This window comes from Pollutimonas bauzanensis, from assembly GCF_040393045.1.
Lineage (GTDB): Bacteria > Pseudomonadota > Gammaproteobacteria > Burkholderiales > Burkholderiaceae_B > Pollutimonas > Pollutimonas bauzanensis_A.
Genome location: NZ_JBEBUX010000007.1, coordinates 45,904 through 57,923, shown reverse-complemented (window position 1 = coordinate 57,923; position 12,020 = coordinate 45,904). Strand labels below are relative to the sequence as shown.

Here is a 12,020-nt window from a genome sequence, read left to right as displayed (position 1 = left end):
GTAGCCCTGGCGAAGCACAGGGCCGCTAAGCGCTGAGCCAGTCCCAGCCCCTGTGACAGCCGCCGCTCAAGAAACGGATAAACGGCTAAAGCCTTACAGCAGCTGGCTCAAGAAACCGATAAATGGCTAAAGCCCTACAGCCGCCGCTCAAGAAACCGATAGACGGCCAAAACCATACAACACGGCAGCTTAGAAACCACCCGCCATCAACGCACCGCCTTTATCCCCGTCAACGTCTTAAAACACGTATCCCTAGCCTGCGTCAAAAAAGCCTGCAAATAATCCGCATCCAGATCCTCAGTGCGCATCGCCGCATACAGCGTACGCCACACACCTTGTGGACCCAAACGGCATACTCGCAGCCAACTCTGATCCACATACTCGGTCAGAGCCCAACTGGGCAAAGCCGCTACCCCGCGCTGACTCGCGACCAATTGTGCAATGACCGGTGTCAGTTCTGCCTTGCGGATAGCCGCAGGCTCTACATCCGCAGGATCAAGAAATACCGTAAAAACGTCCAGGCGCTGGCGATCTACGGGATAGGTAATCAAAACCTGATCCGCCAACTGTTCAGGTTCAATATATTTATGCTGGGCCAATGGGTTGGCTGCGGAGACGGCCAGAACCAGTTCATACCGAAATAGCGGCACGTATTCGACGGCGTCGATTTCTTGCGGGTCTGATGTCACCACGACATCCAGATCGCCCCGAACCAGTGCGGGTAGCGGCGCAAATGAGAATGCCGCCGACAGATCCAGTTCGACGTCAGGCCAGTCTTGCCTGAATGCATCCAGCGCTGGCATCAGCCACTGAAAACACGAGTGGCAATCGATTGCTAAATGAAGCCGGCCGGTGCGCCCTGCGGCCAGCCGTTGCAATTCGCGTTCGGTGGCCTTTAATCGCGGCAGCACTTCGTCGGCGAGAGCAAGGATGCGCAGCGCTGCTGTAGTAAGGCGGGCAGGGCGTGTTCGTCGGTTCAGCAGCGGCGTTTTAAGGCGTACTTCCAGGTCGCGCAATTGGTGGGATAACGCGGATTGGGTGACGTGGAGCCGCTCGGCAGCTTCCTGAAGGCTGCCCGCATCGCGTATGGCGCACAAGGTTTCCATATGGCGTATTTCAAGCATTGCTTTCAAATTTCTCGCATTAAATGAAAATAATTCATACTAAGGATGGTGTATTTGATTTTGATTCAATGAATTGTATAGGCACAATAGCTCCGTTAAGCAAATATATTTCATTCAATAAAGAATTATCATGACTATTACTCATAATCTAGGTTTTCCTCGCATCGGCGTCCAACGGGAACTGAAACGGGCAATCGAAGCGTATTGGGCGGGCAATCTGTCAGCGGAAGAGCTAGAGGACACCGGACGGGAATTGCGGGCCAGGCATTGGAATGTTCAGGCTAAGTCGGGCGTGGCGTTCGTGCCGGTCGGTGATTTCGCCTGGTATGACCATATTTTGGAATGGACTACATTGTTGGGGGCCGTTCCAGCTCGCTTTGCGCAATCGGATAAAGATACTGTTGGCCTCGATACCTTGTTCCGGATGGGGCGTGGGCGTGCGCCTAAGGGGACGCCTGCCGCCGCCTGCGAAATGACCAAATGGTTCGATACCAACTACCACTACATTGTGCCCGAGCTGGCACCCGAGCCCTCTTATCGTATTGCCCGCAGTTATTTGTTTGACCAAATCCGCGAGGCTCAGGCTTTAGGACACAGCGTTAAACCTGTCATACCGGGTCCATTGACATGGTTGTGGCTGGGCAAGGGCGACGCATTCTCCCAAGGCGCGGGTGATGTCTCCAAGCTCGCTTTGCTGGATCAGCTATTGCCTGTCTATAAAGAGGTGTTGCAACAAATCAAGGCCTTGGGCGTTGAGTGGGTGCAGATAGATGAACCTATTTTGGGCCTGGACTTGCCTGCCCAATGGCAGGACGCGTTCAAGAACGTGTACGACACATTGGCCGAAGCTGGCGTCAACGTGTTGCTGGCCACCTATTTTGAACATCTGAAAGAAAATATTGAAGTTTTGAAGGACTTGCCGGTTCAGGGCGTGCATATTGACTTGGTGCGGGCTCCCGATCAGCTTGACGACGTTTTGGCTGTCCTGGGCAATGATCAGGTACTGTCGATTGGGCTGATCGATGGGCGAAATGTATGGCGCACGGACCTTGACCAGGCCCGTACGGTCGTTGAACCTTTGGCGGCAAGCCTTGGCGAGCGCCTCTGGCTGGCGCCGTCATGTTCATTGCTGCATGTGCCGGTAGACCTGGATGCTGAAAAGGATCTTGATGCCGAGCTGCGGGGCTGGTTGTCGTTTGCTACCCAAAAACTGGATGAGCTGGCTTGGCTGGCCGATTCGCTGTCGCCTACGCCAGCAGCGGCTACGCAAGCCGCTTTGGAAGGCCAAAGGGCAGCGCTGAAGGCCAAGAAGGAGTCGGTGCGCATTCATAATGGCGCTGTCCAGGCTCGCCTGGCCAAGTCCTCCACTCTGGTTCGTGACCGCGCGCCTTTTACTCAGCGTATCGTGGCCCAACAGGAAAAACTAGGGCTGCCGGCTTATCCAACAACGACTATTGGGTCGTTTCCCCAAACGGCTGAAATTCGGGTGTCGCGCCGTGACTGGAAGAGCGGGGCGCTTAGCGATGCAGCCTATCAAGAAGCGATGCGCAAAGAAATCGAGCATGTCATTCGTTTCCAGGAAAAAGTCGGCCTGGATGTGCTGGTGCATGGCGAGGCCGAGCGTAATGACATGGTCGAATATTTTGGTGAGCTGCTGGGTGGATTCGCATTTACGCAGAATGGCTGGGTGCAAAGCTATGGTTCGCGTTGCGTAAAACCGCCGATCATCTTCGGTGATGTGGCGCGGCCCGCTCCAATGACGGTGGCCTGGTCTGCTTATGCGCAATCGCTGACCGAAAAGCCAGTTAAAGGCATGTTGACAGGGCCTGTCACCATATTGCAGTGGTCATTTGTGCGTAACGACCAGCCGCGCGAAACGACATGCCGCCAACTAGCCTTGGCCTTGCGCGACGAAGTGGTGGACTTGGAAGCGGCGGGTATTACTGTCATCCAGATCGACGAGCCGGCATTCCGGGAAGGTTTGCCTTTACGCCGCGCTGACTGGGCGCGCTATCTTGAATGGGCTGTTGATTGCTTCCGTTTGTCGACTGGCGGCGTCAAGGAAGCAACACAGGTGCACACGCACATGTGCTATTCCGAGTTCAACGACATCATCGAGGCAATTGCTGCGATGGACGCGGATGTCATCACCATTGAAACCTCGCGTTCCAACATGGAACTGCTCGGTGCATTCGAGGATTTTCATTACCCCAACGATATCGGTCCAGGGGTGTACGACATTCACTCGCCGAATGTGCCCGAAGTGGACTGGATGGTCGCTCTGATGAAAAAAGCCGCCAGCCGCTTGCCTCGCGAGCGCCTGTGGGTCAATCCCGATTGCGGCCTGAAGACTCGCGGTTGGGTCGAAACGGAAGCGGCCCTGGTCAAGATGGTGAGTGCTGCCCAGGCTCTGCGTTATACTTAGAGGGTTATTCGCCATAGATTATTTTGTAAATGCCCCTACCGCCTCCCGACATAGCTCGCGAACCATTGCATACGCGTTCCATACGCGTGAGCTCGTATGCCCGGGAGGATGGGCAGTGGGATCTCGAAGCCGAACTGATCGACGTTAAGGCTTACGATTTCCCCATAAAGGGCGGCGACGCGGTACATCGCGCCGGCGACCCTATTCACCATATGCATCTTCGCGTCACGATTGACGATCAGTTCATGATCACAGCCGCTGTTGCCGATTACGATGCCGCACCGTACAACGAACACTGCACTGCCATCGCTCCCAATTACCGGGATTTAGTTGGCATGAATCTGTTGCGCAATTTTCGTCAGGTCGTCAAAGACCGCTACGGTAAAACGGCAGGCTGCAGCCACATGACAGAACTGTCGTACGTCTTGCCTACGGTCGCAATCCAGACCATGGCGAACAAGCGCCGCAAAGAACAGCAAGCTCCCGGCCAACCGGCCAGGCGCCCCTTTCAACTCGATGGGTGCCATGCCCTTAGGGTTGACGGGCCTGTGGCAAAAGAGTTCTATCCCAAATGGTATGTGGCCCCTAAGGTCGAGGCGAAGTGCGAGTAAGCCATCCTCACAGGGCGGGCAGCCGTGCTTTTCAGCACTGGCGCACGCGTTCTTTTTCTTATTCTTTACGTTCTGACAGGTAATAAATGAAAATTCACGAGTATCAAGGCAAGGAACTGCTGAAGCAATTTGGCGTGACTGTTCCACGCGGAATTCCTGCTTTTTCCGTTGATGAGGCCGTTGCCGCAGCTGAAAAGCTGGGCGGTCCGGTCTGGGTAGTCAAGGCGCAGATTCACGCGGGTGGCCGCGGCAAGGGCGGCGGCGTTAAATTGGGCCGCTCCATTGATGAAGTGCGCCAATTGTCATCTGAAATCCTGGGCATGCAACTGGTTACGCATCAAACCGGACCTGAAGGCCAAAAAGTAGGTCGCCTGCTGATCGAAGAAGGCGCCGACATCAAGAAAGAATACTACGTAGGTATCGTTACCGATCGCGGTACGCAGCGCGTATGCGTCATGGCGTCGAGCGAAGGCGGCATGGACGTTGAAGAAGTCGCTGAAAAAACGCCGGAAAAAATCCTCAAGGTATTCGTAGACCCCAAGACTGGCCTGACCGACAGCGAAGCCGCTGAATTGGCACGCGGTATTGGCGTTCCTGAAGCCTCGGTGTCCAAAGCCGCTGCCGAATTCCAGAAGCTGTACAAAGCTTTCTGGGAAACTGACGCTGAGTTGGCTGAAATCAATCCGCTGATCCTGACCGGTTCGGGCGACATCATTGCCCTGGACGCGAAGTTCAACTTCGATTCCAACGCCTTGTACCGCCATCCTGAAATCGTTGCATACCGCGATTTGGCCGAAGAAGATCCCGCTGAAGTTGAAGCCAGCCAATTCGGCCTGGCCTACATCCAGCTTGAAGGCAATATCGGCTGCCTGGTCAACGGCGCGGGTCTGGCCATGGCAACCATGGACACCATCAAGCTGTTCGGCGGCGAGCCAGCCAACTTCCTGGACGTGGGCGGTGGCGCTACGGCCGAGAAGGTGACCGAAGCATTCAAGATCATGCTCAAGAATGAAGGCGTCAAGGCCATTCTGGTCAACATTTTCGGCGGCATCATGCGTTGCGATGTCATCGCCGAAGGCGTTATTGCTGCTTGCAAGGCTGTGAACCTCAGCGTGCCGCTGGTTGTGCGCATGAAGGGTACCAACGAAGAGCAAGGCAAGAAATTGCTGGCTGAATCGGGCCTGCCCATTATCAGTGCTGACACCATGGCCGAAGCCGCGACTAAAGTCGTAGCCGCCGCGAAATAAGAATATTGCTGAGGATTTGTAAATGTCGATTCTGATCAACAAAGACACCAAAGTCATTACCCAAGGGATTACCGGTAAAACCGGGCAGTTCCATACGCATATGTGCCGTGAATACGGCAACGGCAAAGCTGCATTTGTTGCTGGCGTGCACCCTAAGAAAGCTGGCGAAAACTTTGAAGGCGTGCCAATTTTCGGCAGCGTCAAAGACGCCAAGGCAGAAACCGGCGCCACCGTTTCGGTTATCTATGTTCCCCCTGCTGGCGCTGCGGCAGCCATCTGGGAAGCGGTCGAAGCCGACCTGGATCTGGTCATCTGCATTACGGAAGGCATTCCTGTGCGCGACATGCTGGAACTGCGCAATCGCATGCGCGACCAGAACAAGACGTCCTTGGTCCTGGGCCCTAACTGCCCCGGTCTGATTACACCTGACGAACTCAAGATCGGCATCATGCCCGGCCATATTGCTCGCAAGGGTCGTATCGGCGTGGTCAGCCGCTCTGGTACGTTAACCTATGAAGCCGTTGCTCAACTGACCGAACTTGGTCTGGGCCAATCGACGGCTGTGGGCATTGGCGGCGACCCCATCAATGGTCTCAAGCACATTGATGTGCTTAAAATGTTCAACGACGATCCCGATACCGATGCAGTCATCATGATCGGCGAAATCGGCGGCCCTGATGAAGTCAACGCTGCGGAATGGGCTAAAGACAACATGACCAAACCTGTTGTTGGCTTTATCGCGGGTGTTACCGCTCCTGCCGGCAAACGCATGGGTCATGCAGGCGCATTGATTTCCGGTGGCGCCGATACGGCTGATGCCAAACTTGAAATCATGGAAGCTTGCGGTATGCGCACTACGCGCGACCCATCGGAAATGGGCAAATTGCTCAAATCGGTGCTGTAAAGAAGTATACGGTAGGAAAAAAGAGCCTCCCTCAGGAGGCTTTTTTTCCTATGCAATAATTGAGCAGGGGGCGGGGTGACATTTTTCAGGTAAAAGTCAAAGCAGAATACTGCCTGAATTACAATGAGCCGCTATATTAAATACCTCGACGCAGTGCCGGGGTTCTTAACGCTTTTTCACGTTGAAACAGGAATTTAGATGGTAGAGTTTTTTGAAACACTACACTGGGGCGCGTTGTTCCAGATAGTCATGATCGACATTTTGCTGGGTGGCGATAATGCCGTGGTCATCGCATTGGCATGTCGTAATCTGGGTCCAAAGCAACGCGTGCAAGGCATCTTATGGGGAACGGCCGGCGCTATCATATTGCGCGTTGTTCTTATTGCCTTCGCACTGACTTTGCTTGGCATTCCTTTCCTTAAAATCGTAGGCGGCTTGTTGCTGCTGTGGATTGGTATCAAACTGCTGGTTCCAGAAGACGACCACCACGACAACATCAAGGCTAACGCGTCAATCTGGGCGGCAGTCAAGACGATCATTATTGCCGACTTCGTCATGAGTCTGGATAACGTTATCGCTATCGCCGGTGCTGCACAAAATACCATTCCCGATCACCAATTGGGCTATGTGATTTTTGGTTTGCTGCTCAGCGTGCCTATCATTATCTGGGGCAGCACGATTGTTCTGAAGCTGATTGATCGTTTCCCGCTGGTCGTTACATTGGGCGCGGCATTGCTGGGCTGGATTGCCGGCGGCATGTTGGTTACCGATATCTTCATCGAAAGCCGTTGGGGTGTGCAGCCTAGTACAATCAAGCTAGCCGCAGAGATCATAGGCGCGATTCTCGTGGTCGCGATTGGCAAATGGATAGCCAGCCGTAACAGTGCCGCCAAGGGAAGTACAGATGGGGCTGTTTAAATCTTCGGGTCGCAAAAAGCCTGACGAGGCGGGTTTGTCGCTGCTTCAAGGCTTGGGCATTCTGGCGATTATCGGTATCGTGCTTACCGTTATCTTCTCGCTGTTGGCAGGCTAGGGTATGGTAGTAGCACCCTCCAAGCTGGTTATCGCAACCCGTGCCAGCCGGCTTGCCTTATGGCAGGCCGAGCATGTGCGTGACCGCCTGCAAGCGCTTTATCCCGAATGCCAGGTCAGCTTGCTGACCATGACGACGCGGGGCGATCAGATACTGGATCGCACCTTGTCCAAAATCGGCGGTAAAGGCTTGTTCGTCAAAGAGCTGGAAACCGCGCTGCTGGACGGGCGCGCAGACTTGGCCGTGCATTCGTTGAAAGACGTGCCGGTCGATATGCAAAGCCCGTTTGCCTTGTCGGTCATCCTTGAACGCGACGATCCTCGCGACGCTTTCGTTTCCAATGATTACGCCTCGCTGGACGCCTTGCCTGCCGGGGCGGTTGTCGGTACATCGAGCCTGCGCCGCGAGTCGCAAATACGCCAGCAGTATCCATTACTGAAAATTCAGGCCTTGCGGGGTAATCTCGATACCCGTCTGGGCAAGCTGGATCGTGGCGACTATGCCGCCATCATCCTGGCGGCAGCTGGGTTACGGCGCTTGGGCCTGGCCTCTCGTATACGGGGCTTCCTGTCTGTCGAGCAAAGCTTGCCGGCAGCAGGTCAGGGGGCCTTGGGTATCGAGATTCTCGAATCCCGCAGCGATATGCAGGCTATTCTTGCGCCATTGGCATGCGCTGAAGCTACGGCTTGCACCTCGGCAGAGCGTGCGGTTTCACGGGTGCTTGGCGGATCATGCCAAGTGCCTTTGGCGGCCTTTGCCTGGTTGGATAACGGTACCCTGCATGTCGACGCACTAGTGGCTGAACCCGACGGTTCACAGATCATTCGCTCTCACGCTTCCGGTCCGGTTTCCTCGGCGCAGGCGCTGGGCGAGCAGGCAGCACAAGAATTGCTCGAAAAGGGAGCCAAGGCCATTTTGTCCAGGCTTTTGTCCCCGGACTCGGCCTCCTGATACGTGGCGGCCATTTAGTGGTTGCAGCAACCATGAAAGCCAACGTTGTACTGACACGGCCGCAAGGCAAAAACACGCAGCTTGCCTCCCGCCTGGCAGCCGATGGCTGGCAGGCGCTTACGCTGCCAGCCTTGACCTTGCATCCGCTCATCACCGATGCTGCGCAATTGCCGGCCCCCGACGACTATGATCTTGTCGTTTTCGTCAGTAGCAACGCCGTTAAGTTTTATCTTGATTTATTGGCTCAGCGTGGCAATGGCGATTCCTGGCCGGCGGGCACGCTCGCGGCGACGGTCGGGCACGCCAGCGCGCGGCCCTTGTACGATTCGGGTTTGATCCCGCACGCCCAGATTTTGCATCCAGATGCCGAGGCTCAGGGCCAGGATTCCGAAGCCTTGTGGGCCTTGTTACAGCCCCGGTTGCATCAGCTTGGCCGAGTATTGATAGTACGAGGCGAGTCGGGGCGCGAATGGTTGGGCGCCCAATGTGAAAAGGCCGGTAGCCGTGTGCAGCGGCTGGCCTTGTATGGCCGGACGCCCGCGCAATGGCAAGACGAGCAGGCCGCGGCGCTGCAAGCTGTGCTGGCTTCGTCCCAGCCTTGTGTTTTTTTATTGACTAGCGGTGAAAGCGTCGATGCCGTCTTTGCCAATATTCAGCGATTAGGCTTGGAAACCGCTTGGGTCAAGTGCCGTTTCCTTGTGATACATGAACGCGTTGCAAGCCGTTTACAATCCCTGATTAATGCTACTGGCAATCCAGAGCCGCCAATGGTAAAAGTATGCTCACCCAGCGATGACGCCATTTTCCAGGCCATAGGCCAGATGACGTCGCCTTAAGAAAGCTCCTAGGATTACAATCTCGCCATGACTGATAAAAAACCCGAGATCTCGCAAGCTGCCCCAGGTACTTCTGCTTCCCCTGGGCCGGCAACAAAGCCTCAGCCTAAAGCGGCGCCGCCTGCTAAAAAACCACGCACTATTTTGTTGCCTGCGTTCATTATTGTGTTGTTGCTTGCCGTGGCTTTGGCTGCTGCATTGTGGTATCAGCAAGAACAATTCAAGCAAACTAGCAGTAGCCTGGCTACGCAAGTGAATACTGGCGCCAGTACGGCGAACCAGGCAGCCGAACAGGCCCAGCAAGCGCTGTCGTCGCTTCAGGAGCAGTCCAGGCAAATAGCGGCGTTGGAAAGCGCATTGGGCGAATCCAAGAACCATATCGAAAGCCTGGAGCAGGCATTTCGCAATCTGACCGATAGCGGCTCCGATCTGGTGCTGCTTAACGACGTCGATCATTTATTAACCATCGCCCAGCAGCAATTGCAGTTAAGCGGCAATGTCGCCAATGCAGTTATTTCGCTGGAAACAGCACAAGCGCAATTGGCCCGCGCCAATCGTCCAGGGCTGGCTTCTTTGCTTCAAACCATCAATGGCGACCTCGACCGTTTGCGGGCCGCATCGACCATCGATATTGCCCTGCTGTCCACCGAGCTCGACGAGCTAAGTGCTTTGATCAGCGAAGCTCCTTTGCTGGTTCCCGACGATGCCGCACCCGCTATTGTCGAATCAGAACCGACGCCTCCGGCTGCTGTTTCGGTTTCTTCAGAAAACGGCATTGATAGCACAGCCCCGTGGTGGCGTCAGGCACTTGATACCGCTGATGATTGGTCGCGCAGCGCCTGGTCGTCCATACGCCAGGATTTGGGCCAATTCATTACGGTTCGCCGGGTCGACGACCCCACTGCCTTGTTGATGTCGCCTGACCAGGCCACGCGTTTCCGCGAAAACCTGCGTTTACGCATTATGACGGCGCAGCTGGCCCTGATGATGCGCCAGCCCAAGGTATGGGAAGCTGAAACCGATGCGCTGGTCAAAGCCGTGGAAAGCCGCTATGACCAAAAATCACAGCAGGCTCGCCAAGCGCTGAAGCTGGCTCGCCAAATGGCCGATACGTCCATCGATCTGAAGTTGCCAACGGTCACTAACAGCTTGCAGGCTGTCGAAGCCTTGCGCGAAGCCAGTGCCAAATCGGCCAGGGACAGCGCGGTTGACGCAACCGACCCAAGTGTTTCCGGCGAGCCGCAGGGCGAGCCCGATGCGGGTTCGCAGCAAAGCCCTCAAACCGACGAGTCCGGGCAGGCCGAGCCTTCAGAACAGCCTTCCGCACAGCCTGCCGATGCGGCGCCAGTTACGCCACAGGGGTAAGCAATGAGAACATGGTTTTGGACACTGCTGGTATTCGTAGCTGCCGTCGGATTGGCGCTGGTTTTACGTGACCACAGCGGTAACGTGCTGATTGTGGCGCAACCCTGGCGTGTCGAGCTGTCGCTGACTTTGGCGGTTTTGCTGATACTGGGCTGCTTTATTATTTTGTATGTGGTGTTGCGTGTCCTGGTGTGGATATCCAGGGGTCCGGAGCGTTTTCGGTCATGGCGCGGCCTGCGTGCACAGAATCATGATTACAAGCTGCTGGAAAGCGGCTGGATCAATGTGCTGGAAGGTCGCTATACGGAAGCGGAAAAAGTGCTTTCCAAGCTGTTGGGGCGCACTCGTTCCAGTAGCCGCAAAGTCTTGGCCGGTTTGGCGTCAGCCCGGGCTTCCCATCATTTGGGCGAATACACGCGCCGCGACCAGGCTCTGGCCCTTGCGCAGGAAAGCGCCGGTACAGACCCAAGGTTGCGCGAAGCCGCCGCGACGGTAGCCGCCGAAATGTACCTGGATCAGAATCGGCCGCAAGACGCATTGGTGTTATTGCAGCCGCTGCAAGACGCCAGTTCGCGCTATTTTCATGCAACCCGTTTGCTATTGCGCGCCCATCGCCAATTGCGCAATCATGATCGCGTCTACGAACTTACGCGCTTGCTGTCGCGCCGCGGCGTCATCGACAAGGCCGAAGCCTTGCAACTCATCGAAACGTCTGCGGCGGCTCGCTTGCATGCAGGTGGGGCCGATGGATTCAAATCCATTTGGGGTGACCTGAAGGGCGAAGAGCGGTGCTTGCCTGATATTGCGCTGGCTGGCGCTGCTATTCAGGAAGGGCAAGGCAATTACGAAGAGGCCTCGAAGATTCTCGAGGCGGCAATCAACGTCAAGCTGGAACCGCGCTTGCTTAGCGCTTATTCCCAATGCCCGCCCGACTTGGTCGCCCGCCGGCTTAGCAAAGCCGAAGTTTGGCTCAAATCCCATCCTGAAGACTCGGTCTTGCTGGCTACCTTGGGTAATCTGTGTCTTACTGGACAACTATGGGGGCAGGGCGAACATTACCTGCTGCGCAGCATGAAAATACGCAGCGATATGCGTATTCACGCCTTGCTGGGTAATTTATACGATCGCCTGGGCCGTTCGGCGGACGCAATGACGCATTGGCGCCTGGCATCCGGTGTTGCTGGCGTGTTGCCTGTGTTGCCCATCAATCGGGCTTTGCCGGCGGCTGATACTCGTGGCGACCCTACGCTTATCGATGTGGAAAGTCTGCCGGAAGCCCATGTGGTAAGGCATGTGGACGCTGCACCTGTTGCAGCCAGCGCGGCCGATTTCACCGACGACGATGTCATCGGTTCAGCGCCGTTTCCTGCTTCGCCTCCAAGGGAGCCTGCGATAGCTACGGGTTCATCGCCTCATTCTGCTATAGACGCTGAACTTGACGAATATTTTGACAGCGCGCCAATTCCGGGCGTCGATTTGTCCCAAACTTCCGACCGGCCGCCACGCGGTTCCAGTCGATCCTGA

11 protein-coding genes are annotated in these 12,020 nt (G+C 55.8%); 10 read left to right on the top strand and 1 reads right to left on the bottom strand.

The window, feature by feature from the left end; genetic code table 11:
• Positions 1–206: 206 nt before the first annotated feature.
• Positions 207–1,124, bottom strand: coding sequence for a LysR family transcriptional regulator (locus tag ABWO67_RS02255; protein WP_353146899.1), 918 nt, complete (start codon positions 1,122–1,124; stop codon positions 207–209).
• 130 nt (positions 1,125–1,254) lie between these two features.
• Between ABWO67_RS02255 and metE the strand changes: the two genes are divergently transcribed.
• The 10 genes from metE to ABWO67_RS02205 all read left to right on the top strand — a co-directional run bounded on the left by metE (position 1,255) and on the right by ABWO67_RS02205 (position 12,020).
• Positions 1,255–3,549, top strand: a complete 2,295-nt coding sequence (gene metE / locus ABWO67_RS02250) for a 5-methyltetrahydropteroyltriglutamate--homocysteine S-methyltransferase (RefSeq protein ID WP_353146888.1) — start codon at positions 1,255–1,257, stop codon at positions 3,547–3,549.
• Positions 3,550–3,578: 29 nt separating this feature from the next.
• Positions 3,579–4,160, top strand: coding sequence for a DUF2889 domain-containing protein (locus ABWO67_RS02245; RefSeq protein WP_353146885.1), 582 nt, complete (start codon positions 3,579–3,581; stop codon positions 4,158–4,160).
• Positions 4,161–4,246: 86 nt separating this feature from the next.
• The gene (gene sucC / locus ABWO67_RS02240; RefSeq protein ID WP_353146882.1) at positions 4,247–5,407 is read left to right on the top strand and encodes an ADP-forming succinate--CoA ligase subunit beta; all 1,161 of its coding nucleotides are present in this window, start codon (positions 4,247–4,249) and stop codon (positions 5,405–5,407) included.
• 22 nt (positions 5,408–5,429) lie between these two features.
• On the top strand, positions 5,430–6,311 hold the full coding sequence (gene sucD, locus ABWO67_RS02235; protein WP_353146879.1) for a succinate--CoA ligase subunit alpha: 882 nt from the start codon (positions 5,430–5,432) through the stop codon (positions 6,309–6,311).
• A gap of 198 nt (positions 6,312–6,509) precedes the next feature.
• Positions 6,510–7,229, top strand: a complete 720-nt coding sequence (locus tag ABWO67_RS02230; protein ID WP_353146876.1) for a TerC family protein — start codon at positions 6,510–6,512, stop codon at positions 7,227–7,229.
• On the top strand, positions 7,216–7,344 hold the full coding sequence (locus tag ABWO67_RS02225; protein WP_353146873.1) for a hypothetical protein: 129 nt from the start codon (positions 7,216–7,218) through the stop codon (positions 7,342–7,344). Before ABWO67_RS02230 ends, ABWO67_RS02225 begins: the two co-directional genes overlap by 14 nt.
• Positions 7,345–7,347: 3 nt before the next feature.
• Entirely contained in the window at positions 7,348–8,295 is a 948-nt protein-coding gene (gene hemC, locus ABWO67_RS02220) for a hydroxymethylbilane synthase (RefSeq protein WP_353146870.1), read from the top strand.
• A gap of 32 nt (positions 8,296–8,327) precedes the next feature.
• A complete protein-coding gene (locus ABWO67_RS02215; RefSeq protein ID WP_353146867.1) occupies positions 8,328–9,131 on the top strand; it encodes a uroporphyrinogen-III synthase in 804 nt (267 codons plus the stop codon).
• A 27-nt stretch (positions 9,132–9,158) separates the two neighbouring features.
• Entirely contained in the window at positions 9,159–10,496 is a 1,338-nt protein-coding gene (locus tag ABWO67_RS02210) for a uroporphyrinogen-III C-methyltransferase (protein ID WP_353146864.1), read from the top strand.
• 3 nt (positions 10,497–10,499) lie between these two features.
• Positions 10,500–12,020, top strand: a complete 1,521-nt coding sequence (locus ABWO67_RS02205; RefSeq protein WP_353146861.1) for a heme biosynthesis HemY N-terminal domain-containing protein — start codon at positions 10,500–10,502, stop codon at positions 12,018–12,020.

Excerpts from the sequence above, each read along its gene's own strand:
- ABWO67_RS02210 (WP_353146864.1), top strand. The coding sequence starts at position 9,159 with ATGACTGATAAAAAACCCGAGATCTCGCAAGCTGCCCCAGGTACTTCT.
- metE (WP_353146888.1), top strand. The coding sequence starts at position 1,255 with ATGACTATTACTCATAATCTAGGTTTTCCTCGCATCGGCGTCCAACGG.
- ABWO67_RS02230 (WP_353146876.1), top strand. The coding sequence starts at position 6,510 with ATGGTAGAGTTTTTTGAAACACTACACTGGGGCGCGTTGTTCCAGATA.
- sucC (WP_353146882.1), top strand. The coding sequence starts at position 4,247 with ATGAAAATTCACGAGTATCAAGGCAAGGAACTGCTGAAGCAATTTGGC.
- ABWO67_RS02215 (WP_353146867.1), top strand. The coding sequence starts at position 8,328 with ATGAAAGCCAACGTTGTACTGACACGGCCGCAAGGCAAAAACACGCAG.
- ABWO67_RS02225 (WP_353146873.1), top strand. The coding sequence starts at position 7,216 with ATGGGGCTGTTTAAATCTTCGGGTCGCAAAAAGCCTGACGAGGCGGGT.
- ABWO67_RS02245 (WP_353146885.1), top strand. The coding sequence starts at position 3,579 with ATGCCCCTACCGCCTCCCGACATAGCTCGCGAACCATTGCATACGCGT.
- ABWO67_RS02255 (WP_353146899.1), bottom strand. The coding sequence starts at position 1,124 with ATGCTTGAAATACGCCATATGGAAACCTTGTGCGCCATACGCGATGCG.
- ABWO67_RS02205 (WP_353146861.1), top strand. The coding sequence starts at position 10,500 with ATGAGAACATGGTTTTGGACACTGCTGGTATTCGTAGCTGCCGTCGGA.
- hemC (WP_353146870.1), top strand. The coding sequence starts at position 7,348 with ATGGTAGTAGCACCCTCCAAGCTGGTTATCGCAACCCGTGCCAGCCGG.
- sucD (WP_353146879.1), top strand. The coding sequence starts at position 5,430 with ATGTCGATTCTGATCAACAAAGACACCAAAGTCATTACCCAAGGGATT.